This window comes from Enterocloster citroniae (assembly GCF_040545455.1).
Classification (GTDB): Bacteria; Bacillota; Clostridia; order Lachnospirales; family Lachnospiraceae; genus Enterocloster; species Enterocloster citroniae.
Window position 1 is genome coordinate 23,285 of sequence record NZ_JBEPLZ010000002.1, and the last position, 25,484, is coordinate 48,768.

At 50.8% G+C, this 25,484-nt stretch carries 24 protein-coding genes; 21 read left to right on the top strand and 3 right to left on the bottom strand.

The window, feature by feature from the left end:
• Positions 1-6: 6 nt before the first annotated feature.
• The 8 genes from ABID13_RS02160 (at position 7) to ABID13_RS02195 (ending at position 8,988) form a co-directional block, all read left to right on the top strand.
• Positions 7-495 (top strand): RidA family protein, encoded by a 489-nt coding sequence (locus ABID13_RS02160; protein WP_048929877.1) that lies wholly within the window; start codon positions 7-9, stop codon positions 493-495.
• Between the two features lie 114 nt (positions 496-609).
• Positions 610-1,836 carry a dicarboxylate/amino acid:cation symporter gene (locus tag ABID13_RS02165; protein WP_048929876.1) on the top strand — a complete coding sequence of 409 codons (1,227 nt, stop codon included), beginning with the start codon at positions 610-612 and terminating at the stop codon, positions 1,834-1,836.
• 65 nt (positions 1,837-1,901) lie between these two features.
• Positions 1,902-2,576 carry a 4-carboxy-4-hydroxy-2-oxoadipate aldolase/oxaloacetate decarboxylase gene (locus tag ABID13_RS02170; RefSeq protein ID WP_048929875.1) on the top strand — a complete coding sequence of 225 codons (675 nt, stop codon included), beginning with the start codon at positions 1,902-1,904 and terminating at the stop codon, positions 2,574-2,576.
• A 9-nt stretch (positions 2,577-2,585) separates the two neighbouring features.
• Positions 2,586-3,239 carry an RraA family protein gene (locus ABID13_RS02175; RefSeq protein WP_007860900.1) on the top strand — a complete coding sequence of 218 codons (654 nt, stop codon included), beginning with the start codon at positions 2,586-2,588 and terminating at the stop codon, positions 3,237-3,239.
• A gap of 15 nt (positions 3,240-3,254) precedes the next feature.
• On the top strand, positions 3,255-3,923 hold the full coding sequence (locus ABID13_RS02180) for an RraA family protein (protein WP_007860899.1): 669 nt from the start codon (positions 3,255-3,257) through the stop codon (positions 3,921-3,923).
• A 122-nt stretch (positions 3,924-4,045) separates the two neighbouring features.
• Entirely contained in the window at positions 4,046-4,930 is an 885-nt protein-coding gene (locus ABID13_RS02185) for a LysR family transcriptional regulator (RefSeq protein WP_007860898.1), read from the top strand.
• A gap of 152 nt (positions 4,931-5,082) precedes the next feature.
• Complete coding sequence (gene recQ, locus ABID13_RS02190; protein WP_082173871.1) at positions 5,083-7,446, top strand: DNA helicase RecQ; 2,364 nt, start codon at positions 5,083-5,085, stop codon at positions 7,444-7,446.
• A 201-nt stretch (positions 7,447-7,647) separates the two neighbouring features.
• Positions 7,648-8,988 (top strand): MATE family efflux transporter, encoded by a 1,341-nt coding sequence (locus ABID13_RS02195; RefSeq protein WP_007860896.1) that lies wholly within the window; start codon positions 7,648-7,650, stop codon positions 8,986-8,988.
• Positions 8,989-9,064: 76 nt separating this feature from the next.
• Here the strand turns inward: ABID13_RS02195 and ABID13_RS02200 are convergent, their stop codons facing one another.
• Positions 9,065-9,979, bottom strand: a complete 915-nt coding sequence (locus ABID13_RS02200; protein ID WP_007860895.1) for a LysR family transcriptional regulator — start codon at positions 9,977-9,979, stop codon at positions 9,065-9,067.
• A 240-nt stretch (positions 9,980-10,219) separates the two neighbouring features.
• Here ABID13_RS02200 and ABID13_RS02205 point away from each other — a divergent pair, with 240 nt between their 5' ends.
• The 8 genes from ABID13_RS02205 to rhaM all read left to right on the top strand — a co-directional run bounded on the left by ABID13_RS02205 (position 10,220) and on the right by rhaM (position 19,765).
• Positions 10,220-11,548 (top strand): glycoside hydrolase family 28 protein, encoded by a 1,329-nt coding sequence (locus tag ABID13_RS02205; protein WP_007860894.1) that lies wholly within the window; start codon positions 10,220-10,222, stop codon positions 11,546-11,548.
• 67 nt (positions 11,549-11,615) lie between these two features.
• Positions 11,616-12,560, top strand: a complete 945-nt coding sequence (locus ABID13_RS02210) for an ABC transporter permease (protein WP_040415195.1) — start codon at positions 11,616-11,618, stop codon at positions 12,558-12,560.
• 12 nt (positions 12,561-12,572) lie between these two features.
• A complete protein-coding gene (locus ABID13_RS02215) occupies positions 12,573-13,427 on the top strand; it encodes an ABC transporter permease (protein ID WP_007860892.1) in 855 nt (284 codons plus the stop codon).
• A gap of 13 nt (positions 13,428-13,440) precedes the next feature.
• A complete protein-coding gene (locus ABID13_RS02220) occupies positions 13,441-15,480 on the top strand; it encodes an ABC transporter ATP-binding protein (protein ID WP_048929874.1) in 2,040 nt (679 codons plus the stop codon).
• Between the two features lie 23 nt (positions 15,481-15,503).
• Positions 15,504-17,153: an ABC transporter substrate-binding protein gene (locus tag ABID13_RS02225; protein ID WP_007860890.1), complete on the top strand. Its 1,650-nt coding sequence runs from the start codon at positions 15,504-15,506 to the stop codon at positions 17,151-17,153.
• Positions 17,154-17,181: 28 nt separating this feature from the next.
• Positions 17,182-18,162, top strand: coding sequence for a mannonate dehydratase (locus ABID13_RS02230; RefSeq protein ID WP_007860888.1), 981 nt, complete (start codon positions 17,182-17,184; stop codon positions 18,160-18,162).
• 13 nt (positions 18,163-18,175) lie between these two features.
• Positions 18,176-19,291: an alginate lyase family protein gene (locus ABID13_RS02235; protein ID WP_048929873.1), complete on the top strand. Its 1,116-nt coding sequence runs from the start codon at positions 18,176-18,178 to the stop codon at positions 19,289-19,291.
• Between the two features lie 159 nt (positions 19,292-19,450).
• Positions 19,451-19,765, top strand: a complete 315-nt coding sequence (gene rhaM, locus ABID13_RS02240) for an L-rhamnose mutarotase (protein ID WP_007860886.1) — start codon at positions 19,451-19,453, stop codon at positions 19,763-19,765.
• A gap of 88 nt (positions 19,766-19,853) precedes the next feature.
• On the opposite strand, the gene ABID13_RS02245 is transcribed toward rhaM, so the two are convergent.
• Positions 19,854-20,273: a hypothetical protein gene (locus ABID13_RS02245; protein ID WP_048929872.1), complete on the bottom strand. Its 420-nt coding sequence runs from the start codon at positions 20,271-20,273 to the stop codon at positions 19,854-19,856.
• 203 nt (positions 20,274-20,476) lie between these two features.
• On the bottom strand, positions 20,477-21,358 hold the full coding sequence (locus ABID13_RS02250) for a LysR family transcriptional regulator (RefSeq protein ID WP_045092832.1): 882 nt from the start codon (positions 21,356-21,358) through the stop codon (positions 20,477-20,479).
• Positions 21,359-21,501: 143 nt separating this feature from the next.
• Between ABID13_RS02250 and ABID13_RS02255 the strand changes: the two genes are divergently transcribed.
• The 5 genes from ABID13_RS02255 to ABID13_RS02275 all read left to right on the top strand — a co-directional run bounded on the left by ABID13_RS02255 (position 21,502) and on the right by ABID13_RS02275 (position 25,240).
• A complete protein-coding gene (locus tag ABID13_RS02255; RefSeq protein ID WP_227161788.1) occupies positions 21,502-23,007 on the top strand; it encodes a UbiD family decarboxylase in 1,506 nt (501 codons plus the stop codon).
• The gene (locus tag ABID13_RS02260) at positions 22,992-23,552 is read left to right on the top strand and encodes a UbiX family flavin prenyltransferase (RefSeq protein ID WP_007860861.1); all 561 of its coding nucleotides are present in this window, start codon (positions 22,992-22,994) and stop codon (positions 23,550-23,552) included. Before ABID13_RS02255 ends, ABID13_RS02260 begins: the two co-directional genes overlap by 16 nt.
• Positions 23,553-23,559: 7 nt before the next feature.
• Positions 23,560-23,934, top strand: coding sequence for a prenylated flavin chaperone LpdD (gene lpdD / locus ABID13_RS02265; RefSeq protein ID WP_007860857.1), 375 nt, complete (start codon positions 23,560-23,562; stop codon positions 23,932-23,934).
• Between the two features lie 45 nt (positions 23,935-23,979).
• Positions 23,980-24,282, top strand: coding sequence for a YciI family protein (locus tag ABID13_RS02270; RefSeq protein ID WP_045092834.1), 303 nt, complete (start codon positions 23,980-23,982; stop codon positions 24,280-24,282).
• 88 nt (positions 24,283-24,370) lie between these two features.
• The gene (locus tag ABID13_RS02275; RefSeq protein WP_048929870.1) at positions 24,371-25,240 is read left to right on the top strand and encodes a patatin-like phospholipase family protein; all 870 of its coding nucleotides are present in this window, start codon (positions 24,371-24,373) and stop codon (positions 25,238-25,240) included.
• The last annotated feature ends 244 nt before the right edge of the window (positions 25,241-25,484 follow it).

Sequence of the window (25,484 nt, forward strand, 5' to 3'; positions counted from 1 at the left end):
GGACAGATGGCAGTCAGTGCAAAAGAGCGGCTTAAGGAGCTTGGGATCGTATTGCCGCAGGTCAGCAGACCCAGCGGTTCCTATATACCGGCAGCAGCGTCAGGTTATCTGCTGTTTACTGCAGGACAGGTTCCAAGGGTCAATGGTATTGTGAAATACAAGGGAAAGGTGGGGGAGGACAGCACTCTTGAGGATGCTTACGCGGGAGCCAGGATCTGCGCGGTCAACTGCCTGGCAGCCATTGAACAGGCAGTGGGAAGTCTGGATCATGTGGCCCGGATCCTTAAGGTAAACGGATATATCAACGCTGCTCCCGGATTTACGCAGAATCCCAAAGTTCTGGACGGCGCTTCCGACCTGTTGTTAGAGATGTTTGGAAATGCCGGACAGCATGCCAGGAGCGCCATCGGAGTGCAGGCATTGCCGGACAATGCGGTGGTGGAAGTGGAGATGACCGTGCTGTTGAAGGGACCTTGTGAGTATCCGGCGGTCTGAGAACGTAAGGGCTGGTGAACGCGCCGGACCGGGGAGCGCGCCGGATTAGAGGGATGCGCCGGACCGGGGGAAATGCCGGTCTGTAAGAGAGTGCAAAACATAGGAGGGAACAATATGTGGAAACTGTATAAGAGGGTGCCATTGGTATATAAACTGATGTGCGGAATGGTCCTTGGGGTGGTGTGCGGCATTCTTTTTGGTGAAAGAATGCAGGCATTTGAAATTTTCGGAACTCTTTTTTTGAATCTTTTGAAAATGGCGTGCGTGCCGTTGATATTCTTTAACCTTGTCTCTGGAATCTCATCACTGGATGGACCTGAGGTGTTTGGGCGCATTGGTGTGAAATCCCTGGCTTATTACGGCCTGACAACCATATTTGCAGCAGTGGTAGGGGTAGGAGGCGGCCTGCTATTAAGACCTGGGGCCGGGTTGGTCCTCACTGAGTCATACCAGGGGGAGATTGCTGAAGTTCCGGGTATGCTGGACACGCTGGTGGGCATGGTGCCCTCCAATATTTTTTCAGCCCTGGCCAACACAAAGCTGGACCAGGTGGTGGTGTTTTCTGTTTTTGCCGGCATAGCTGTCCTTATGATGGAAAAAGAGGACAAGAACATGCTGTTTAAGGCGTTTAACGCATTTGCAAGACTGTTTAACAAAATGGTCGCCATTGTTATGGGATACGCGCCCATTGGCGTCTTTGCGCTGATCGGTTCAACTGTGGGTAAGTATGGCGCCGCCATGTTCGGGCCTGCAATGAAATACATTGCGGCAGTGGCAGTCTGCATGCTGGTGCATTTCTGCATTTACTTTGTGATCCTGTTTATCATGACAGGAAAGACGCCTTTGGATTTCCTGAAAAGGACCTTTGCCCTGATCGCTACCACATGCAGCACTTCTTCCAGCGTTGCCTCTGTGCCGGTTAATATGGAGTGCGCCAAGAATTTGGGGTGCAGCCAGGCAATCTATGGTTTTACCATTCCCCTGGGTTCCCAGATGAACAAAGACGGGCAGGCGATCATGCTGACCATATCGCTATTGTTTGCGGCTCAGGCAGCAGGGGTGACCTTTGGTTTCAGTGAACTGGTCAAAGCGATCCTCATCGCGCTGCTTTTAACAACCGGTTCCGGCGGGATCCCGGGAGGCGGACTGGTGACCATTGCAATTATCATTGATACATTTTCTATGCCCACGGAAGCGGTTGCCATCATTTCAGGCGTGTTCTTTATCATCGACCTTCTGAATACCACTATGAACTGCTATGGGGATTTGGTGGGAACCTATATTGTGGACTATACGGAAAAAAAGAGGCAGGCAAAAGTAGCGAAGGCTGTTGCACATTAGTGTATTCCCGGAGATTCCCGGAGTACACTTAAAGCCTGCAAATAAAAAAAGGAGGAAAGGGAAGGATGAAGAAAGATGTGATAAGACTGCGTCCGCTGATCAGTGATGAAATTTTGGAAAAACTCAGCCGTCAGGATGTGGCAACGGTTCATGAAGCCATGGGACAACGTGGAGCCATGACACATAACATACGGCCCATACGCCAGGGGATGAAATTATGCGGACGGGCGCTGACTGTTAAGTGCCATGCAGGCGATAATCTTATGCTGATCAAGGCTGTCAGCATGGCCCAAAAGGATGATGTGATCGTTGCGGATATGGGTCCTCTGGCGGATAACGGACCATTTGGGGAGGTGCTTGGAGTGGACTGCCAAAGCCATGGCGTCAACGGGTTGGTGGTGACCTGCGGAGTGCGTGATACAGAGGCATTGAGCAGCATGGATTTCCCGGTATTTTCAGGAGGGGTAAGTGTGTTTGGAACTTCAAAGGCTGTAAAGGGAACCATTAACCACCCTGTTGTTGTGGGAGGGGTGCTGGTCCATCCCGGGGATGTTATCCTGGGAGATTGGGATGGGATCGCAGTCATCCCCTGTGAGGAAGCGGCAGAGGTTTTAAGACTGGCGGATATGCGCAGGGAAAAGGAAAAGGGCGTCATGGAACGCCTGCGCAGAGGCGAGTCATTGTTTGATATATATGGTTACCAGGAAACATTCCAGGCATTAGGAGTGACTGAAGAATAGGGGGAATTGATGATGACGGATACAATTGTTGAACGTGTAAGAAAACTGGATACCACCAGCATTTCCGATGCCATGGATAAGCTGGGGATTGAGTGTTGCGGGTATCATATAAAGCCGGTCAGCACCGGGCTTAAGATCTGCGGCAGGGCATTTACGGTCCATTACGTGCCCTGCGGCGTGGTACAAGGAACGGTGGGGGATTTCCTGGATGATGTACAGCCGGGCCAGGTGGTTGTAATTGACAATGGCGGCCGTGATAACTGTACGGTCTGGGGTGATATTATGGCAAAAACCGCAAAACTCAGAGGGATCGAGGGTACGGTCATAGATGGGGTGTGCCGGGATATACCTGCTGTATTGGAGTGTGGGTATCCGGTGTTTTCAAAAGGCTATTATATGCGCACGGGCAAGGACCGGGTACGGGTGGATGCGGTAAATACACCGGTGCAGCTTTCAGATATCCCCGTGTATCCAGGTGATATCATCCTGGGTGACGATACCGGAGTGGTGGTGATCCCTCAGGACATGGCGGAGGAGGCGGCCCGGATAGCGGAGGAGATCGAGGAAAAAGAGCAGAGTATTTTTAAACTTGTATCCCAGGGCATGGCCTTAAAGGATGCGCGCAGCCAGGTTGGCTACCACCATTTGCAGACAAGGGAATAAGGGAGGATTTGTGATATGAGCAGGTTTAATGAGTTATATGGTGAACGGTTCAGAAAGCTGTCATCCACAAATGTATCAGATGCCCTGGATGCTCTTGGAATCCATGGTTCTACATGCGGTATCCGGCCTATGGCGGAGCGGTGGACAAAGATCGTAGGTCCGGCGGTCACCATGCGGATGACAGCTGCGGGAGAGACAAAACAGAAGACGCACCTGGGAATGAATGCCATTTCTGCAGCGGAAAAAGGCGATGTGATCGTGATTGACAATGGCGGCAGGATGGATACATCCTGTTGGGGCGGTATTCTGGCCAATGCAGCCAAAGTCAAGGGGATTTCCGGTACGGTGATCGATGGCTGCTGCCGTGATCTAAATGATTGCATGGATGCGGATTATATTGTCTATGCCCGCGGAACCGTGGTGTGTACGGCCCGGGGCCGTGTGATGGAGGAGAGTACCAACCAGATGATCCAGTTCGGGGGAGTCCAGGTGCGTCCGGGGGATATTGTGATGGGAGATAACAGCGGTGTGGTCATCATCCCACAGGAACATATGGAAGCAGTCCTTTTAAAAGCAGAGGAACTCTGGCAAAAAGAGGAGGACATGGTGGCGGAGATCCGTTCCGGTGCGGATATTCTGGAGGTTGATGCAAAATACAATTACAATAGAATGCTTCAGAAATGATCACATCAAGTCCTCCGAAAATCAACGGATACCGTGTTGCTTTTCTGCTGCCGGACAGGTACAATTGTTACAGGCTGAAACGTACAGCAAGGTAAAATCCGGGTGTAAGGAGGACTTTTTTGATGAACACAAAGCATTTGATAACCTTTGTTACATTTGCAAAGAAGAAATCTTTTCTGAAAACATCCATGGAACTGCATTATGCTGAATCCACGCTGGCGGAACATATCACATCCCTTGAGCGGGAACTGGGAGTAAAGTTAATAGAGGCAGGTTCCAGGGGCAGCAGGCTTACAAAGGCCGGAGAGGCATTTCTGCCCAGGGCAGAGGAAATCCTGGGAATGTGGCGGGAGGTGCAGCAGCAGATGGCCAAGATGAGCGGTATCCAGAGCATACGCATCATATCGGCTGAATCCCTGGCGCTGAACATGATGCCGCCTATCTATCGGGAATTTTTACAAAAGTATGAGAATATCCCCCTTTCCATATCCAACGGGCTGCCATCCACGTTCTGCGATCAGCTGAAAAACCATGATGTGGATATTGCCTTTGGTTACTATTGGGGGAAACTGCCCAAAGATAAGTATGAGTGCATCCGCATATGCCAGGATGAACTGGTATTTTTTGTATCACCCAGCCACCGGCTTGCACGCAGGTCATTGGTGAAGCTGGAGGACTTTGCGGATGAGATGTTTTTATTTACAAAAAGGGATTCTGTTTACTATGAGGAGGCCAACAAGCTTTTTAAAAGTTCGGGAATGAATCTGAATACCAGCTTTTTTATTGACAGCGCGGAGCTGATCAAAAAATATGTTTCCGACAGCAGGCATATCGGATTTCTGGCCAGGAGCACTCTTAAGAATGAGATCGAGTCGGGAAGCCTGGTCTGCCTGGAATTTGACGGGCCGTCCATGATGATCGACATTGTGGCCGTGACATTGCTGAAAAGCAATCAGGAGCCTATGATACAGGAACTGATACATATTGCCGGGAAGTATGCCCTTTGAGGGTATGATCTGTACGATACCGGAAAACTCGTATGGCAATTTGCTGCAGAAAATGGTATGATATGAATCATTAAGGATAATCCCCTGCAATCTACAGGGGGTTATATAAGAGAGCTAATAAGGAGAAATAAATAAGGAGAATCAAATACTTAATGGATAAATATCAGGTATTAAAGCAGTATTTTGGCTACGATACATTCCGGGAAGGCCAGGAGGCGCTGATCGATGGGATCCTTGCCGGACGGGATGTGTTTGGGATCATGCCGACAGGCTCAGGAAAATCTCTGTGTTTTCAGATACCGGCGCTTATGATGGAGGGGATCACCCTTGTGATCTCACCCCTGATCTCCCTCATGAAGGATCAGGTGTCAACCCTGAATCAGGCAGGTGTCCATGCGGCCTATCTCAACAGTTCACTGACCGCGGGCCAGTATTATAAAGCCCTCAGCCTTGCAAGGGAAGGGCGCTATCCCATTATCTATGTGGCTCCGGAGCGCCTGGAGACGGAAGGGTTCCTGGATTTTGCCCTGCACGCAAAGATCACCATGGTGGCCGTTGACGAGTCCCACTGCGTGTCCCAGTGGGGACAGGATTTCCGCCCCAGCTATCTGAAAATAGTGGATTTCATAAAAAAACTCCCAAAACGCCCGGTGGTCAGCGCGTTTACCGCCACAGCGACCAAAGAGGTGAGGGAGGATATCATAGATATTCTCATGCTTCAGGATCCGGTGGTGGTTACAACCGGATATGACCGCCCCAATCTTTATCTCGGCGTACAGTCCCCCAAGGATAAATATGCAGCCCTTAAGAATTTTGTGGAGATCCATCCAGGACAATGTGGGATCATCTATTGTCTGACCAGGAAACTGGTGGAGGAGGTCAGCGACAGATTGAGGGCGGACGGCATTTCCGTAACCCGGTACCATGCCGGTCTCAGCGACAAAGAGCGCAGGCAGAACCAGGATGATTTCATCTATGACCGGTGTCAGGTGATGGTGGCCACCAATGCGTTCGGCATGGGGATCGACAAATCCAATGTCCGGTATGTCATACATTATAATATGCCCAAGAGCATTGAGGCGTTTTACCAGGAGATAGGACGCTGCTCCCGTGACCAGGAACCGGGGGAATGCATCCTGTTTTACAGCGGCCAGGACGTGGTCACCAATCAGCTGTTTATTGATAACAACCAGGATAACCAGGAACTGGACCCCCTGACCCGCCAGATCGTGCAGGAGAGGGACAGGGACCGCTTGAGAAAGATGACGTTTTACTGTTTCACCAATGAGTGTCTGAGGGATTATATCCTGCGGTATTTTGGGGAGTATGGCTCCAATTACTGCGGCAACTGCCAGAACTGTATTTCCCAGTTTGAAAATGTGGATGTGACGGATATTGCCGGGGCATTGATCGGCTGTGTGTCGTCCTGCCGCCAGCGGTATGGGGTGAATGTGATCATTGACACGGTCCGCGGAGCCAATACGGCCAAGATCCGCCAGTACCGGATGGACTCCAACGCCTATTACAGCGCGCTGGCCAAGGTGCCCGCCCACAGATTGCGGATGGTGATGAACCATCTCATGCTCCAGGATTTTCTCACCGTGACCAATGATGAGTATGCCATTGTAAAGCTGACCGGGAAATCCCTCCAGGTTCTGGAGGAGGGGGAACCGGTTGTGATGAAGATGGCCAAGGAACAGGATCATCCCGCCAAGATAAAAAGTGAGAAAAAGACCAGGAAGAATAAGACCGCAGGTGTTTCCCTGTCGGATGCGGATGAGGGATTATTTGAAAAGCTGCGGACCCTGCGTATGGAGATCGCCAGGGAGGAAAATGTACCGCCTTATATTGTGTTTTCAGATAAGACCCTGGTGTCCATGTGTATGGTAAAGCCAAGGACAAAAGCCGAGATGCTGACCGTGTCCGGGGTTGGGGAATTCAAGTTTGAGAAATACGGAGAACGGTTCCTGGCCTGTGTCATGGAGGAGGCGGGGGCTATTGGCAGCGAGGGTGATCCGGCGGATGAGCCATATGATACCGGCGGGGATGACCTGTACTTTACCAGTGACAGTGATGAGTTTGACGACTGGAACCTGGAGACGGCCATGGATGCCTGGGAGAATGGAAGCCAGGAAAAGCCGGAGCCGGACAAAAAGAAAAAGGGTAAGAAGACCAAGACCGAGTTCATCATGACACAAGAACTGGCGGAACAGATCCATTATTCAGAGAAGGCATCCCTCAGTGACTTGATAGGCCAGATCAATGATTTAAGGGACGGGGAATCCATGAAGCGCCTGACCATAAAGTCCGTAGAGCAATGGCTGAACGACATTGGGAATTTTGAGATATGGTTCCTTAATGGAACACCCCGGAAGCGGCTGACAGAGGAAGGGGAAGAGTTTGGGATCCAGGCGGAAAAGCGGCTCAGTGATAAGGGAAATGAATATGATGTGTTCTATTATTCCAAGAAGGCACAGAAGCGGATTGTGGAGTGGCTGCTGGGAAATGGCGGCTGACAGGCGGATTTCATTCCGGAGCACGATCCCTTGACATGGCACGGATCTTTATGCTATACTGTCAATACTAAAATTTTGGTGTGGACTTTTCCAGTCTGACTTTTTTCGCCACACAATCATCCCATGGGTGATTGTGTGGCTTTTTGTGTATCTGGGAAAGTGAAATGCCTGAAATAGCTGAATTTTAATATGGAGGGAAAAATGAAAGACAGTTTTATGAAAGAAAAACCCGTGCTGCCGCTGCTGGTATCCATGGCTTTGCCCATGGTCATCTCAATGCTTGTGAATTCCCTGTATAACATAGTGGACAGCTTTTTTGTTGCACGGATCAGCGAACAGGCCATGACGGCGCTGTCCCTTGTCTATCCGGTGCAGAACCTGATCAATGCGGTTGCCATCGGATATGGCGTGGGGATCAATGCGCTGATAGCGTTTTACTCAGGGGCTGGCGACAGGGTAAGCGTGGACACGGCCGCCACCCAGGGCTTTTTGTTTGCCGCCATCCATGGGATTTTGATTACGGTTGGAAGCATTTCCATCATGCCGGCTTTTTTACATATGTTTACATCTGATGAAGGTGTCATTGAATTGGGAATACAGTATTCTACTATTGTGTTTATGTTTTCCCTGGTGATTATGATAGGTCTTTCCTTTGAGAAAATGTTTCAGTCCGTGGGCAGGATGGGGATGACCATGATCAGTATGCTGTGCGGATGCATTTCCAATATCATACTGGATCCTCTGTTGATTTTCGGAATCGGATTCTTCCCCGAAATGGGGATCGCCGGTGCGGCCTGGGCCACCGGGATCGGACAGGTGATCACATTGGCAGTGTACGTTTTCATGTATTTGGCGCGTCCCATTCCCGTGCGTATCAGGCGGAATTATTTGAAGTTCAATAGGAGCATGGATCTAAAGCTTTATTCCATCGGCATACCCGCGATCTTAAACCTTGCCCTTCCCTCTCTGCTGGTTTCGTTTTTGAATGGGATTTTAGCCCTGTATTCACAGAGTTATGTTGTGATTTTGGGGATTTATTATAAATTACAGACATTCCTCTATCTACCGGCCAATGGAATTGTCCAGGGAATGCGCCCTATCATTGGATATAATTACGGTGCCGGAGAACATAAAAGGGTCAGAAGGATATATGACATGACCCTTTGTATGAGCTGTATCATCATGGTTTTGGGAACCGTCCTGTGCCTGACGGCATCGAAACAGCTTATCAGCCTGTTCACCAGTAATCCTGAAACGGTTTTATCCGGACAGAAGGCCCTTCGCATCATCAGTGCCGGTTTTATTGTCTCATCTGTTTCCGTCACGTCCTCGGGAGCGCTGGAGGGACTTGGGAAGGGAACGCAGTCCCTTATTATCTCACTGTTTCGGTATGTGGTGATCATTATTCCTGCCGCCTTTATCCTGTGCAGGATCTGGGGTCCTGTTGGGGTCTGGAGCGCTTTTTGGATCACGGAATTTATCACAGCGGCAATATCAGCGGTTGTTTACCGCTTATCAATTAAATTGAAACAGACAAATTAAAACAAGGATTGAGCACTGGCAGCCCAAACAGCCGGTGCTCAAATTTTTTGCCGGTGCTATTTTTAAATAAAAGAATTTATAGGTTTTTCCAGTTTTCCTCCACATATTTTTGTGCCAGCTTTACCAGATACTTATGGGGCGGTTCCATGATCAAGTCTTTCCTGAACAGGATCGCATGGATCCGGTACATTTTGGGTTCCAGGGAAAAGTAAGTGATCCTGGGGGAATCCACCGCATAGCCCGTGGGGATAAAGCCCACGCCGATGTTGCTGGAAACCATGTCGCAGATGGACTGGGCGTGGCTGGTGCTGCAGGCAATGATGGGATTAAAATCCTTGCCGAAAAATGCATCCACCAGATAACGGATGCAGGAACCTTTGAGCTGCAGGATAAATGGTGTGTTTTCAAAATGTTCCAGAACCTGTCTGCTTGTCAGGCTGTAATGCTTTCCCGGCTCCAGGGACTGGCAGTATGGGTGGCTGATGGGGGCGGCAAAGACCACCTCCTCTTTTTTTAGCTCCAGGCTTTGCCCCTTGTGCTGGTCCAGGGCGTTGGCTGTCACAAATGCAATATCGATCTCACCTTTGGCCGTGGCGTTCCTCATGGCCCTCAGATTATCATCGGACAGGGCCAGCTCTACCCGGGGATAATATTTGCGGAAATCCACCAGGATAGAGGTCAGCATCTGCAGCGCGCGGGAGGCAGAGGTGCCGATCCTGATGCGGCTGGCAGTGGAAATGCGCTGTATGTCTTTTTCCAGAATGTCGGTGAGGGTGAGGACCTTCCGGGCATAATCCGCATACAGATGCCCTACCGGGGTAAGGGTGTATACACCGCCGGTGCGCTGGAACAAAGGGGTGCCCAGTTCCTGTTCCTGCTTGGACAGAAACTGGCTTAAGGTGGGCTGGGAAATATAAAGCTTGCCGGCCGCCCGGGTCATGTTGCCTGTCTCTGCCAGAACCAGTATGTACTCAAGATAACGTATATCCATTGTAAGCCTTCTTTCGTAATGAGTATTATTACTATTATAGCCAATGCTTATAATAATGATAGGAAAGGGTCATTGGAAACTATGCACAATATAATATATAATTAAAACATGCAAATGGTGATAATATACATAATTATGCAAATGGGTCAAAAGATAAAAGGATAAAATAACCATTTCACCATTATAACAGAGTTTGTCAGTAATGAAAATGGCAAAAGTATATAAACCGGAGGAATAGGCATGGAATATAATGTGCGTGATTACGGAGCTGCCGGAGATGGTGCCTCAAAGGATAGGAATGCGATCCAGAAAGCCATAGATGCATGTTCTGAGGCAGGGGGAGGCCGTGTGGTGCTGCCGGGCGGGGGAACCTATATGTCAGGCTCCCTTGTTTTAAGATCCAATGTGGAACTGTATGTGGAAAGCGGAGCGGTGCTAAAGGCAAGTACCGATCCCTCCGATTACCAGCCTTTGGATCCCCAGGACCCTGAAGGTTCCGTGGAGCATGAGGAAAGCCTTCCTTCCTATATTAATTGTGAGTATGACGGAAAGCCGCGCTACTATTTCATCTATGGCCGGGGCGGAGAAAATATCAGGATCACAGGCTTTGGAACCATTGACGGATCGGAGGAGATCTACTATGGAAAGCAGATACGGTACCATATCGAGGGCGCCTATTATCCAAGGATCCCCATGATCCTCATGGAGGATGTAGAGCACCTGACCGTGAGGGACGTCACACTTACACGCTGCGCCTTCTGGACCCTTCATATGGCAGGCTGCCGGGATGTGCTGGTGGATTCGGTCCGCATCCTCAACAACCTGAGAATGGCAAACTGTGACGGGATCGACCCGGACCACTGTCAGGATGTGCGGATTGTGAATTGCCATGTGGAATGCGCGGACGACTGTATTGTCCTGAAAAACACAAAGGGATTTGAAAAATATGGTCCCTGTAAAAATATCCTCATATCCGGGTGTACGCTGATATCCACCAGTTCAGCGGTCAAGATCGGAACAGAGAGCGAGGATGACTTTGAAAACATAATCATTGAGAACTGCTGTATCAGCCGGACCAACCGGGGAATCTCCCTTCATCTAAGGGATAAAGGAAATATAAGAAATGTTCTGGTCTCCAATGTGACCATTGAGACAAGAAGGTTTTCAGAGCAGTGGTGGGGACGGGCAGAGCCTGTTTACATCACGGTCATGGACAGAAAGGAAGGCGTCACGGCCGGACAGATCAGCAATGTCAGATTGAGGGATATAAACTGCAGGGGAGAAAACGGCATCTTTATCTGCGCAAGTCCGGACCATGTTATCAGGGGGCTGAAACTGGAAAATGTTCATGTGACCCTGGAAAAGCAGTCCAAATGGCCGTGTGACAGCTATGATATCCGTCCATGCCGGGAGAATGGGATCCTGCATTCGGGGCTTTATGGGCTGTATGCAGAAATGGTGGACGGCCTGGTATTGTCCGATCTTCAGATTGAATGCTGCAAGAGTATGGAGCCATATGTGGCCGGGGAAAGAAATCTCCGGGGGGTAAACGGTTTGAAGGAAGATTAGCAGATCATAAAACAGATACAGGAAGGGAGGAATATGGCAGGGGGGAGATTCCTGCCGTAGAAACAAGATGAAGACATACATAGTAAAGCGTACAGGACAGATGTTGCTGATCCTCATACTTATTTCCATTTTTACGTTCATGCTGGTGTCGTTCATTCCGGGCGATCCGGTATACGCAATGCTGGGTGAAGAGGTTTCCCAGGAGGAATACGACAGGGTCTATCATGAACTGAAGCTGGACCAGCCTGTGATCAGGCGGTATTTCAGCTGGCTGGGAGGAGCGGTGCAGGGGGACTGGGGGCAGTCCACACAGTTCCATAAAAGTACGCTGGAGGTGCTCAATGAGCGGATCCCCATTACCATGTTCTTTTCCCTCAGCGCATTTGTCATAAGTATCCCTCTGGGGATTCTATTTGGGGTCATCAGCGCTGTTTACCGGGGGCGGCCCGCGGATACGGTGGTGACATTGATCGCCAATATTACGGCCTGTCTTCCCCAGTTCTGGATCGCCCTTTTAGTCATGTATATATTTGCAATGAAGCTTGGATGGCTGCCCTCCTATGGCTTTACCTGGTTTTCACAGGACTTGTCCATGGGTATACGCCAGACCATCATGCCGCTGTTCTGCCTGGCGCTGGGAGGCATTGCCACTACCACAAGGCAGACGCGTTCCAGTATGCTGGAAGTCATCCGCCAGGATTATGTCAGGACAGCTAAAAGCAAGGGACTCTCCAGCCGCAAGGTCATTTACATCCATGCCCTTAAAAATGCCCTGATACCGGTTATCACCATCCTGGGAATGCGCCTGGGCTCCATGCTGGCAGGCTCCATGTTTGTGGAATCCGTATTCAATATCCCGGGCATGGGCTCCCTGTTTGTGAAGGCGATCCAGTCCCGTGACATTCCGGTGGTACAGGCCTGTGTGCTGGTAACCGCTCTTGTATCCTGTATCATCAATCTTTTTACGGATATCCTGTATGCGGTGGTGGACCCCAGAGTCCGCTATGAGTAAGGAGGCAGCGCGATGAAAAATAATGGAAGATGGAAGAAAATAGTTAAGACATTGTTTGCCAGAAAGGTGGCAATGGTCAGCGCGGTTGTGGTAGTTCTGTTTATCGCAGTGGCAATACTGGCGCCTGTAATCTCACCCTACGATCCCAATTATGCTGACTTTGCGTCATTTCTCCAGGGACCCGGCAGCGCCCATTTGCTGGGCACGGATAATTACGGAAGGGATGTGCTGAGCCGTATTATTTACGGAACAAGAGTGAGCCTGATCATTGGTGTGTTTGCCGTTATGATCGCATGTATCATCGGTACCTTTTTCGGCATGATCGCCGGTTACTTCGGAGGGATCGTGGATGATGTGATCAACAGGATCATGGAGGCTATCAGGGCGATCCCGCAGATCATCCTGGCCATGGCGCTGACTGCTGTGTTTGGCAGCGGCATCCGCAATCTGGCGATCATCCTGGGCATCTCATCCATGGCAGGATATGTGCGTATGATGAGAGGCCAGGTGCTGACCATCAAACAGGCGGATTACATTATGGCGGGAAAGCTTCAGGGCAATAAGAATTTCAGGCTGATGTTCAAACACATCCTGCCCAACAGCATTTCCCCTATCATTGTTATGATGACCCAGCAGGTAGGCCAGACCATCCTGGCGGAGGCGGGCTTAAGCTTTTTGGGGCTGGGGATCAGCGCGCCTACTGCTTCCTGGGGAAGCATGGTCAGCGAAGGGCGTCTTTTCCTTTTGCAGAACCCGGTATTTGCCCTGACACCCGGTGTCTGTGTGGCAGTGCTTGTTATCTGTCTGAACATGTTTGGTGACGGTGTCCGCGATGCTCTGGACCCAAGACTCAGAGGCGAAGTTTAGGAGGAGGCCAAGGATGGAACACTTGTTGGAAATAAAAAATATTGAGACCTGTTTTAAGACAGACGGGCAGATGGTAAAGGCAGTGGACGGGGTTTCCCTGTATCTGGATCCCGGCGAGATCATCGGTATTGTCGGGGAGTCGGGGAGCGGAAAATCCGTTACCATGATGAGTATGCTCCAGCTGATCAGTTCTCCGGGAAAGATCACAGGGGGAGAGGTTTATATACAGGGCGAGGAGCAAAACATGCTGGAACTGGGCGTGGACAGCGAAAAGATGCGCCATATGAGGGGCGGAAAAGTCAGTATGATCTTCCAGGAACCCATGACTTCCCTGAATCCGGTGCTGACCATTGGGTATCAGATCCAGGAAAACATTATAGAACACCTTAAGATGAGCAAAGAGGACGCGAAAAAGCGTACCATTGAAATGCTTAAGCTGGTCAATATCCCGGATGCGGAGCAGAGGTTTGATTATTATCCCCAGCAGTTTTCCGGCGGCATGCGCCAGCGCATCATGATCGCCATGGCCATGTCATCGGAGCCAACGGTCCTGGTGGCGGACGAGGCGACCACGGCGCTGGATGTGACGACCCAGGCACAGCTTTTGGAGATGATCCGTGATATTGCGAAAAAGACGAATACGGCGGTCATTATTGTCACCCATAACTTGGGAATCGTAGCGCGGTTTGCGGAGCGGATCTACGTGATGTATTCCGGCAGCGTGGTGGAGATGACGGACGCCAAACGGCTGTTTGCCAATCCGGAACATCCCTACACCAGAGCGCTTTTGCGGGCGATCCCAAGGCTGGATGACCCCAAGGACCGCATCCTGATCCCCATAGAGGGACTGCCGCCAAACCCGGCCACACGCCCGTCCTACTGTCCTTTTTACGAGCGGTGCGAGTACAGGATGGACCGGTGCAGGGAGTGCGCCAAACCGGGGCTTAAGGAGCTGGAAAAGGAGCATTTTGCAGCCTGTCATCTGACTGAGGAGGAAAAGGCTGCCAAGGCAAAGGAGATCGCGGACAAAGAGGTGAAAAAAGCGCCTAAGATCCTTGTAGGGGATGAACTGTGCCTGAATGTAAAGAATGTAAGAAAATATTTCCCCATTTACAGCGGCATGATGCGCAAAAAGACCGGGGAAGTAAAGGCCATTGAGGATATCAACTTTTACGCAAAAAAAGGTGAGACCCTGGGGATCGTGGGCGAGTCAGGCTGCGGCAAGACGACCCTGGCCCGGTGTATTATGAGGGTCTACAAACCGGAGGAGGGTGAGATCATCTTTAATGGCACGGATATAGCTGGTTTTAATGACAGGCAGATGTATCCGTTCCGGAGAAAGATCTCCATGATCTTCCAGGATCCGTTTTCCTCACTGGATCCAAGACAGACCGCGGAATCTATTGTGGGAGAATCGCTTCTGCTGCACAAGCTGGTTAAGAATAAGGCGGAATACAATGCCAGGGTGGACGAACTGTTCCGTATCGTGGGCTTGGATCCGGCGTTAAAATACAGGGTTCCCCATGAGTTTTCAGGGGGCCAGCGCCAGAGGATCGGTATAGCCAGAGCCCTTTCATCGGAGCCGGATATGATCATCTGCGATGAACCCATATCCGCGCTGGATGTTTCCATACAGGCCCAGATCATCAACCTGCTGGAGGAACTGCAGTCCCAGCTGGGCCTGACTTATCTGTTTATAGCCCATGACCTGGCTGTGGTAAAACATATCAGCAACCGGATTCTGGTAATGTACCTGGGCAGAGTGGTTGAAATCGCGGACTGTGATGAGCTTTACAGCAACACCCTTCACCCCTATACCAAGACGCTGCTCAGCGCGGTTCCTGTGGCTGACCCGGCAGTGGAGGAGTCCAGGGAACGTGTTCCCATCCGCGGTGAGGTGCCCAGCCTGACCAAACGGCCGGAGGGATGCCCCTTCCATGACAGGTGTTCCCATGTGTGCGACAGGTGCCGCAGGGAAGTGCCGGTGCTTAAGGATGTGGGAAAGGGACATGAGGTAGCATGCTTTTTATATGAACAGCAGTTCAACAAATAAAAACTATATAACAGGAGGAATGAATGATGAAGTTATCGAAGAAAGTCTTGGCACTGGCACTGGCCGCTGCAATGACAGCGGGTATGGTATCCGGCTGCGGAGGCGGCAGTAAGACATCCGCCACAGCAGCGCCCTCGGCAGGAAGCCAGGCTGCAGGAAGCGAAGCGGCGGGAAGCCAGGCTGCAGGAAATGATGGGGCAGAGAGCAAGGTTCCGGGTGAGATTGAAGCCGGAGGCAGCCTGACCATTGCCATACCGCAGCTGCACAATACATTTTTTATGCCCCAGTCCACTACCACCAGCGACCGCTTTGGGGCACAGCCCGTTCTGGAATCCCTGGGACGCGCTGATACGGAGGGAAATTATTTCCCATGGCTGGCTGAAGAGTTTGTTACGGATCCCGACAATCTTACGTTTACCATTAAATTAAGGGACGGCGTTAAATTCCACGATGGCTCTGTGTGTGACGGGGAGGCAGTTGCATGGAACATCCAGCAGTACATTGACAACGGCAAGGCAAGTGAGATCGGGACGCCCAGGGAAGTAAAAGTGGTGGATGACCTGACCGTACAGATCCAGTACGATGAGTGGGCCAATAACTGGGACAATGTAATAGGGGACATCTATATCTGCTCCAAGGAAGCCTATGAGAAGAACGGGGTGGAATGGTGCCAGACCCATGCAGTGGGAACCGGTCCATTTATCCTGGAATCCTTTATTGCCGACAACAAGATTACTTACACCAAGAACGAGGACTACAGGATCGAAGGACAGCCCTATATTGACCATCTGGAGATCGACATGATCACAGACACCAACACCATGATGTCCGCCCTTTTGAACAAGGAGGTGGGCGTGGCCATGAAGTTTGAAAATGATGCCATTATCAACGCCATCAAGCAGGCGGGATTTGAATCCGTGGGACGTAAAAACGCCAATGTAGCCGACATCAAGCACATTATCTGGAACAGTAAAAGCGACAAGCATCCAATGGGAGATTTAAAGGTACGTCAGGCCATCATGCATGCGATCCAGTGGGATGATGTTGCAAAAGCATTATCCGGCGGACTGGGAGAGTCAACCCCTCTGTTCTGTACCTCTGACTCCTGGGCATATGCACCGGATGCAAAATTCTATGAGTATGATCCGGACCTTGCAAAGCAGATGCTGGCGGAAGCAGGCTATCCGAACGGATTTGAGACAACCATCTATACAAAGGCGGTTGATAATGACACGGCAACCGCATTCCAGGCCATTTTGGCACAGATCGGTATCAAGGCTGAGGTCAATGTAATGGACAGCTCCGCCCTGGCGGCGATCCAGAAGGAAGATGACATTGACGGATTTATTGCAAACAGGGGAGCCAGCAAGATGGACTTCACAAACAACTATATCCGCCTCTATTCCTCAGAGGGGATCAAGAACCACGGCATCATGCTGCGCCCTGCTGAGTTTGAGGAGCCATTATTTGCAGCAAGGGCAGCTAAGACCATCGAGGAGAAGAAGGCCAACCTTCAGAAAGCTGCCAAGGCGCTGGTGCAGGATTATGTGATGATCACCCCAATGGCGGTGGTATATTATGAAACCTTTGCAGTTCCGGGATTAGAGGACAGCGGCATCTATGATGTGAGTCTGGAGCAGTGGACACCAGAGGCAGTACACTGGACAAAATAAAAATGACTAGAGTTAAAGGGGATTAATTATGCTGGGAGACAAAATCAAGGTTCAGTCAAAAGTAGTGTCTGATTACACGGATGAACAGCTTTTGTTCATCAAACAGATGGGTGTAAAATACGTATATGTGATATTTAAGGATGAGCACACGGACTATGATTCCGTGATGCGGTTCACGGAACGTCTTAGGAAATTTGACCTGACCGTAACGGATGCTGGTAATGTTGGGCTTTACAAGAGCGATAAAATCCACCTGGGATTAGAGGGCAGGGATAAGGCCATTGAGGATTACAACAATTTTAACCGTATCCTGGGAAAAGCCGGGATCCCTGTTGTGTACATGACATGGGAGCCCAACCAGGTACTGACCACCGCGTTTAAGGTGAGCCGGCATACCAGGGGAGGAATCGGGCGTGTGGTTGATATCGGCGAGCTGGAAAAACGTCCGTATACACACGGAAGGCTCTACACAAAGGAGGAAATGTGGGATAACTTTAAGTATTTCCTGGACCGTACCCTTCCTGTTTGTGAGGAGGCAAACGTTAAAATCGCCCTTCATCCCAACGATCCGCCCGTGGACTGCCTGGTTGGGATCTCCAACCTGATCACATCGGCGGAGGATTACAAGCATGCCTTTGAGCTGGCCGGCAACAGCCCCTATCTGGGGATGAAAATGTGTATCGGATGCTGGCTGGAAGGCGGGGACAAGTTCGGCAATGTAATGGAGGACATCCAATATTTTGTGGAGAACAAAAAGGTTCTCCTGGTGCATTTTAGAAATGTAAGCAGTACGATCCCGTATTTTGAGGAGACCCTGCTGGAGGACGGATACATGGATATGTATGAACTGATGAAACAGTTTGTACGCTATGATTATGACGGAGCCATCCATGTGGACCATGTTCCCGTGTGGGGAGAAAGCGTGGGAGGGGAGAACCCGTCCTGGGCCTACTGCACCGGATATATGAAAGCATTGCTGAACTGCGCAAAAGCAGAATTAAACAGATAAAGCAGGTAGGAATATGATCAGGTACAAAATGGATTATAAGACAGAACCCAGGTGGCGTGATACGGATTGGGTGATGGAAAAAGCGCGGGCGGCCTTAAAGGCCCCAGTGCTCCATATCACGGATGTGCAGAGCCCGCGCAGCACAGGCGGACCCCATGATTATTACTCCAACGGCGATTATTGGTGGCCAAATCCCGATACGCCGGATGGACTGCCATACATACAGAGGGACGGACAGACCAATCCGGACAATTTTAACGGACATCGGATCATCATGCGCCAGATGCGTACCAATGTTGTATTCCTCACATCTGCTTATGTTCTCACAGGGGAAGAACAATATGCAGCGCGGGCGGTCCGGCACCTTGGGGAGTTTTTCCTGGACAGGGACACCTATATGGCGCCTCACCTGTCCTATGCCCAGGCCATTCTTGGAATCTGTCCTGGTAGGGGGATCGGGATCATTGATACCCTTCATCTGGTGGATGTGGTGTTTGCCATTGAGCATTTGAGAAAGTCACCTTCCATGGAGCCTGAGGTCTACGAGGGACTGAAAAAATGGTTTGCCAGGTATCTTGGATGGATGCTGACTGATGCCAACGGCATACAGGAAATGAACAAAGACAACAACCATGGGGTGTGCTTTTTTGTACAGGCAGCGGCATTTGCGCGATTTACGGACAATGAACGGATCGTGGATTTCTGCAGGGAATATTACAAGAAGGGCCTTTTAAAACAGGAGGCAGAGGACGGTTCTTTTCCCCGGGAACTGGGAAGGACCAAACCCTACAATTATTCCCTCTTTATTGTGGACAACATGGTGTCGATGTGCCACCTTTTGTCCTCGCCCGGGGACAATCTGTGGGAGTATGAGTCCCCGGATGGAAAAAGCATAAAGAAGGCCCTGGATTTTATAACCCCCTATGTATTGGACAAGAAATGCTGGCCGTATCCCCCGGACGTCATGCATTTTGATGCGTTCCCGGCAAGGTATGGATTTATGATCCTGGCCGGCTGCGCGCTGGGGCGCCGGGAACTTCTGGATCTGTACGACCGGCTTCCGGCGGAATCCACGGATGAGGAGGCCAGGAGAAATATTGCATCACGGCAGCCTATGCTGTGGGTGTGAGAAAAACTGTAAGTGTGGAAATGCAGGTGTGAAAAAATGCAGGTGTGAAAAGGCTGCGGATTGTAAAATAAGGACGTTGTTTTGAACAAATAACGTCCTTATTTTTTACCCGTTTTTACAGTATGATAAGTATAAGGGTCAACAAGGAGGGGACAAAGCATGACCAGGAAAGGATTTAAGATGTTCCTCTATCCGGGTATGGCAGAGGAATATGAGCGCCGCCACAATGAACTGTGGCCGGAGATGAAAGAGATGATCCGCCGGCATGGCGGGAAGAATTATTCCATTTTTCTTGACAGGGAAACCAATGTTTTGTACGGTTACCTGGAGGTGGAGGATGAAGCCCTCTGGGCCGGATCAGCGGACACGCCCATCAACCGCAAATGGTGGGATTACATGGCTGATATTATGGAAACCAACCGGGATAACAGCCCGGTATGTGTGGATTTCCAACCAGTGTTCCATCTGGATTAAGGATACGGGGCTGCCCCATCTCAATAAAATACCTTCCATGAGAGGTGCACGCACCACTCCATGGAAGGTATTTTATTAAAACATTTAATTACTCAACTTCGATATCTATAACAACCGTGTCCATATTATCCGGGCTGGGAAGGCCGTTGGTGTAGGTAACGGAAACCGTATCTCCGGGTTTGATATCCTTATATGTTTCGCTCTGCTTTTCATCCAGGCCAAAAACATAGGATTCTGAATCTTCATCAGAGATAACGGTGATCATAAATCCTTTATTCACATCCACAATACCTGTGAGTACGCCCTCGGACGTATTGGAGGCGTTTTCCTCCTCCGGGTCGGTATCAGTCTGCTCTTTGGATGCCTGTTCTTTGGAGTCCTGTTCTCTGGAAGCCTCTGCCATTGGGACAGTGGTTGTCTTGGTAACGCTTGCTGTCTTGCCGGAGCAGGCGGAAGCGGATAGGGCAAAAGCCAAAATTGCAGCAGCCACTAAGTATCTTTTTTTCATTATGTATTCCTCCATATCATGTCACTAATTTTGATTACCCTCATTAGACGTGGCAGAAATGGAAAAAGTTGCATGGTTTCTAAATTAATTTCTGAATACACTTCCGGCACATACGCCTGTTGATCCGGTAGAGCACCCGTTTCAGAATCAGTTCCGTCAGGATGCTGATCGCAGAGAGCGGAGAACGGAATGAGGAGCACCTGTCACCGCCCCAGCTCCCGGCCGCAATAATCCCAGAACTGCCCCATGGCTTTTGTAACATGCCTTCCCTTCATCCGGCCCAATACCACGGGAATGGGGATCCCTGGTTCCAATGGCACCACGGCTATCTCCTCCGGTTTGAAGATACGGACGCTGTTTCCGGCCAGCAGGCTGATGCCCTCGCCGATCTGGACCGCGCTGAGAATGGATTCCACCCTGGCTGTGCGCAGGATGTTGGGAGTAAACCCAGCTTGGGAGCACAGCCTGGAACACAGCTGGTGAATGGATGTATAAGGATTCATGAAGATAAAATCCTCATTCCGCAGCTCCTCCAGACGGACAGAGGACCGGGAGGACAGAGGATGGCTGCGGGGAAGCACGGCATCCAGTTCATCATCCCCGATGAGCTGCCACACATGGTGCACCCTGTCCAGCATGGCGCACCTTGCAATGACTAAATCGTAAGCGCCTCGGTCAAACCCTTCCATCAGATCCTCCTCCTCCACCTCGTGAAGGGACAGGTGCAGCCGGGGGTGGGTTTCACGGAAATGAGTGAACACAGGTGTGAGCTGATATTGGGATAAAATGGGAAGCGTACCGATGGACAGGGTATATTGCGCCTGGCTCCGATACCTGTTAAGCTTGTTTTTCGCGTCCGTATATTGCTTGATCAGGATCCGGGCGTCCTGATAGAAGAGCAGCCCGGCTTTTGTAAGAACTGCTTTCCTTTTTTTTCTGTCCCACAGCTCAACTTCCAGTTCCTGCTCCAGTTTCATGATCTGTTTGGAAAGGGAGGACTGAGATATATGCAGGGATTCCGCTGCATCCAGAAATGTATGCTCCTCCACTGAGGCAATAAAACACTGCAGCTGTTCAAATGTCATAATACACCTCCGGCCAGTCTGATAATCATTCCAATCTGGAAACAATTATACCACAACTTGAATTGATTCCATAGGTAAAAAAATATAAACTATGGGTAGGAATAATGACATTGATCGGATCAAGGAGGAATAAAGCGGTGGAGATGACAAAGATGGAAAAGAAAAAGGCGGACACAAAAAATGGAAAGCATCCTGTAAAGGATCTGCGTTCGGCCCTGGAGCTGCTAAAAACAATCCCGGGACAGTATGCCGAGACAGATGTGGAGGTGGATCCAAGGGCGGAGCTTTCCGGCGTATACCGCCATATTGGGGCAGGCGGTACGGTGATGCGCCCCACCAAAGAGGGACCGGCCATGGTGTTTCATAAGATCAAGGGACATCCGGATGCAAGAGTTGCCATTGGTGTCCTGGCTTCCAGGACACGGGTGGCCGCGCTTCTTGACTGTGAGCCCCAGAATCTGGGGAAACGGCTTTGGGAATGTGCATCCAACCCCATACAGCCCGTGCTGATAGAAGGGGACGCTCCCTGCCAGGAGGTGGTGCACCGGTCTGATGAACCAGGGTTTGACCTTGCAAAGCTGGTGCCTGCGCCCACTAACACACCGGATGACGCGGGACCTTATATCACTTTGGGAATGTGCTATGCCAGCCATCCGGACACAGGTGTCAGTGATGTGACCATCCACAGGCTGTGCATCCAGGGAAAGGATGAGCTGTCCATCTTTTTCACCCCGGGTGCCCGCCACATAGGGGCAATGGCGGAGAGAGCGGAGGAATTGGGCCGCAGCCTGCCCATATCGGTGAGCATCGGGGTGGATCCGGCCATTGAGATCGGTTCCTGCTTTGAGCCGCCCACCACGCCCCTGGGCTATGATGAGCTTTCCATTGCCGGAGCACTCAGAGGAGAGCCGGTAAAACTGTGCCGCTGTCTGACCGTGGACCAGCGCGCCATTGCAAATGCGGAGTATGTCATTGAGGGGGAAGTGTGTCCAGGCGTAAGGGTACAGGAGGACCAGAACAGCCATACCGGGTATGCCATGCCTGAATTCCCCGGATACACAGGGCCTGCCAGCAGCCAGTGCTGGATTATTAAGGTAAAGGCAGTGACCCACAGGCTCCATCCCGTGATGCAGACCTGCATTGGCCCCAGCGAGGAGCATGTCTCCATGGCGGGCATCCCCACCGAGGCCAGCATTTACGGAATGGTGGAAAAGGCCATGCCGGGCAGGCTGCAAAATGTATACTGCCCATCGGCCGGTGGAGGAAAATATATGGCGGTGCTGCAGTTTGAGAAAAAGACGGAGAGCGATGAGGGGCGCCAGCGCCAGGCTGCCCTGCTGGCCTTTTCCGCCTTCAGCGAGCTTAAGCATGTATTCCTGGTGGATGAGGATGTGGACTGTTTTGATATGAGTGATGTGCTGTGGGCCATGAATACGAGGTTCCAGGGAGATACGGATATCATAACCATTCCGGGAGTGCGATGCCATCCCCTGGATCCATCCAATTCCCCGGAATACAGCGTTAGCATACGGGGCAAAGGAATTGCATGCAAAACAATCTTTGACTGTACCGTGCCCTTTGGACTTAAGGAAACGTTTAAGCGGGCACGCTTTATGGAGGTGAACCCTGACATATGGCTGAAAAATTAGTTATTGGGATCAGCGGAGCATCGGGGGCACCCATTGCCATTGCCCTGTTAAAGGAACTGAGAAGATCCGGCATCGGAACTCATCTGGTTATATCCAGGGGAGGGGAACTGACCATTGACCAGGAGACCGGATACGGGCTGGAGGAGGTGAAGCGGCTGGCCGGCACAGTGTATGACAACCAGGACCTGGGCGCTTCACTGGCCAGCGGAAGCTTCAAAACCCTGGGGATGGCAGTGGTGCCCTGCAGCATGAAGACCCTGGCGGGAATCCACAGCGGATACAGCGACAGCCTTCTTCTCAGAGCCGCGGACGTAACCATAAAGGAGCGGCGAAGGCTGGTTCTGGTCACCAGGGAATGTCCCCTGAGCCCCATCCATTTGCGCAACATGTATGAACTGTCCCAGATGGGCGCCGTCATCCTTCCTCCGGTGATGAGCTATTACCAGAGGCCGGAGACCATTGAGGAGATGACCGTCCATGTTGTGGGAAAGATAATGGATCAGTTTGGCCTGGAATGCCAGTCCTTCCGGCGCTGGGAAGGATAGGTCCTGTATGGAAAAAAATATGGAAAGAGAACTGACCATTACAAAGACCATTACATTTTCCCACGTCCGGGGCACCATCACGGCCCGCGCCTTCCGGCTGGACGAGGGCGCCGTCATACTGGTTACAGGAGGCACCAGGACCCATGTGGGGGCGTTCAGCCGGGCTGTTCCGGGCCAGGAAACCATGACCATCCAGTTTCCGGGACACAGGGACGGCGTCATCAGCGGACACTGGGCGGAGGAGATCAGCCGGCTGCTTAAAGAACCGGTGACCGTGGAATGCGGAATCCATTTTGATGATCTTTCCGGAGATGAGATCCAAATGATCCTGGGGCTTTGCGGGGAAATGCTGGAAAGCCTGTGCAGGTGCTGGAATCCGTAGTATAATAAAGTAATACGGCAGCATCCTATTAGCAGGAGGAACGATATGAAATATTATATGGTAGAGGGAATCATACAAAATGCGGAAAATATGAATGATCATATTATGAAACAGCACATGGCCTACACCCAGAAAGCCATGGACCGGGGAATGATACTGATCTCCGGGCTGAAGGCTGATATGAGCGGGGGCATGTTCATCATGAGAGCAGAGACCCTGGAAGAGACAGAACACTATCTGGCCAATGAACCGTTTTGTCTGAACGGGATCCAGGAGTATAAGGTGATTGAATTTAATCCCCATTACCTGAACCCATCGACAGAAAGCTGGATGGAATCCACAAAATGAATCCATAAACCATTGCCCGGACTAAAACATAAAGATCCTCTCCGGCATACCTTAATCTATAAGGTATGTAAACCGGAGGGGATTTTTTATGGAATATGGCCTGGCCCTGGCGGGCGGCGGCACCAGAGGTGCGGCACATGTGGGCGTGTTAAAGGCCCTGGAGGAAGCACGGATACTGCCCCCGGCAGTGGCGGGGACCAGCGCGGGCAGTATCGTGGCAGGGCTGTACGCTTCAGGAATGCCGGTCTCCGAGATGGAGAAGGTGGTAAAGCATTTGTCCAAACATGGAAATGACTATCTGGACCCGGATTATGCCGGACTTCTGGGATTTATGCCCCAGCTGCTGGCCGGCATGAATGTAAGCCTGTCCGGCCTTATAAAGGGAAAAAAGCTGCTGGCCTATTTTAATGAGCTGACAGGTGGGAAACAGCTGGATGAGTCCATTGTAAAGCTTGTGATCCCGGCAGTTGACCTGATGAGCGGCAGGACCCTGTGCTTTACCAATATAGATGAGGTCAGGGACCGGAAGGATCTGCACTGGGTGTGGGATGGGTATCTGTGCGAAGTGATGATGGCCAGCTCCAGCGTTCCGGCCATTTTCTCTCCCCTGGAGATGGGAAATTACAGACTGGTGGACGGAGGTGTTACCGACAATCTGCCTGAAAATCTTTTACAGAAAGCCGGAATCCAAACAGTCATATCAGTGGACATAGGAGGGCGGTACTGCGCCCCCTCGGATGATTCCATCCTGGAAACAGCCACCCATTCCTTTTCCATTATGAGCGAACGGCTGAAGGCATGCGGCTCCAACAGCGGAGCGCTTTTACTTAAGCCTCCCCTTCCGGAAAAGGCCGGTCTTCTCACCTTTGACCAGATGATGGCGTGTATGGAAGCCGGATATCAATATACGAGAAAAATGATTCCGGAAATAAAGATGTGTCTATTCAAAAGAAGTTAAACCTTAAGTTCCTTCAACTTTGGAGGTACTTTGTCTATAATTTAAGTACAGCTAGTGAAATGGGGATATACCGTCCTTACTGCGGCCGGAATCCACACCGGGAGACTGAACCTGCAGATATGTGGTTTATGCCCCTGAGGCGGATTCGTGAACAGAGAGCGGTTAAGGTATATCTGAGGGAAGAGGTCTTAATACTGGGAAAAAGGGCCGGAGGGTTTTTCACAGTGACCAAACAGGGGGTATG

Excerpts from the sequence above, each read along its gene's own strand:
- recQ (WP_082173871.1), top strand. The coding sequence starts at position 5,083 with ATGGATAAATATCAGGTATTAAAGCAGTATTTTGGCTACGATACATTC.
- ABID13_RS02250 (WP_045092832.1), bottom strand. The coding sequence starts at position 21,358 with ATGACATTTGAACAGCTGCAGTGTTTTATTGCCTCAGTGGAGGAGCAT.
- ABID13_RS02275 (WP_048929870.1), top strand. The coding sequence starts at position 24,371 with ATGGAATATGGCCTGGCCCTGGCGGGCGGCGGCACCAGAGGTGCGGCA.
- ABID13_RS02165 (WP_048929876.1), top strand. The coding sequence starts at position 610 with ATGTGGAAACTGTATAAGAGGGTGCCATTGGTATATAAACTGATGTGC.
- ABID13_RS02220 (WP_048929874.1), top strand. The coding sequence starts at position 13,441 with ATGGAACACTTGTTGGAAATAAAAAATATTGAGACCTGTTTTAAGACA.
- ABID13_RS02225 (WP_007860890.1), top strand. The coding sequence starts at position 15,504 with ATGATGAAGTTATCGAAGAAAGTCTTGGCACTGGCACTGGCCGCTGCA.
- ABID13_RS02210 (WP_040415195.1), top strand. The coding sequence starts at position 11,616 with ATGAAGACATACATAGTAAAGCGTACAGGACAGATGTTGCTGATCCTC.
- ABID13_RS02185 (WP_007860898.1), top strand. The coding sequence starts at position 4,046 with ATGAACACAAAGCATTTGATAACCTTTGTTACATTTGCAAAGAAGAAA.
- ABID13_RS02205 (WP_007860894.1), top strand. The coding sequence starts at position 10,220 with ATGGAATATAATGTGCGTGATTACGGAGCTGCCGGAGATGGTGCCTCA.
- ABID13_RS02195 (WP_007860896.1), top strand. The coding sequence starts at position 7,648 with ATGAAAGACAGTTTTATGAAAGAAAAACCCGTGCTGCCGCTGCTGGTA.
- lpdD (WP_007860857.1), top strand. The coding sequence starts at position 23,560 with ATGGAAAAAAATATGGAAAGAGAACTGACCATTACAAAGACCATTACA.
- ABID13_RS02160 (WP_048929877.1), top strand. The coding sequence starts at position 7 with ATGGCAGTCAGTGCAAAAGAGCGGCTTAAGGAGCTTGGGATCGTATTG.
- ABID13_RS02200 (WP_007860895.1), bottom strand. The coding sequence starts at position 9,979 with ATGGATATACGTTATCTTGAGTACATACTGGTTCTGGCAGAGACAGGC.
- ABID13_RS02170 (WP_048929875.1), top strand. The coding sequence starts at position 1,902 with ATGAAGAAAGATGTGATAAGACTGCGTCCGCTGATCAGTGATGAAATT.
- ABID13_RS02215 (WP_007860892.1), top strand. The coding sequence starts at position 12,573 with ATGAAAAATAATGGAAGATGGAAGAAAATAGTTAAGACATTGTTTGCC.
- ABID13_RS02245 (WP_048929872.1), bottom strand. The coding sequence starts at position 20,273 with ATGAAAAAAAGATACTTAGTGGCTGCTGCAATTTTGGCTTTTGCCCTA.
- ABID13_RS02270 (WP_045092834.1), top strand. The coding sequence starts at position 23,980 with ATGAAATATTATATGGTAGAGGGAATCATACAAAATGCGGAAAATATG.
- ABID13_RS02175 (WP_007860900.1), top strand. The coding sequence starts at position 2,586 with ATGATGACGGATACAATTGTTGAACGTGTAAGAAAACTGGATACCACC.
- ABID13_RS02255 (WP_227161788.1), top strand. The coding sequence starts at position 21,502 with ATGACAAAGATGGAAAAGAAAAAGGCGGACACAAAAAATGGAAAGCAT.
- ABID13_RS02235 (WP_048929873.1), top strand. The coding sequence starts at position 18,176 with ATGATCAGGTACAAAATGGATTATAAGACAGAACCCAGGTGGCGTGAT.
- ABID13_RS02260 (WP_007860861.1), top strand. The coding sequence starts at position 22,992 with ATGGCTGAAAAATTAGTTATTGGGATCAGCGGAGCATCGGGGGCACCC.
- rhaM (WP_007860886.1), top strand. The coding sequence starts at position 19,451 with ATGACCAGGAAAGGATTTAAGATGTTCCTCTATCCGGGTATGGCAGAG.
- ABID13_RS02230 (WP_007860888.1), top strand. The coding sequence starts at position 17,182 with ATGCTGGGAGACAAAATCAAGGTTCAGTCAAAAGTAGTGTCTGATTAC.
- ABID13_RS02180 (WP_007860899.1), top strand. The coding sequence starts at position 3,255 with ATGAGCAGGTTTAATGAGTTATATGGTGAACGGTTCAGAAAGCTGTCA.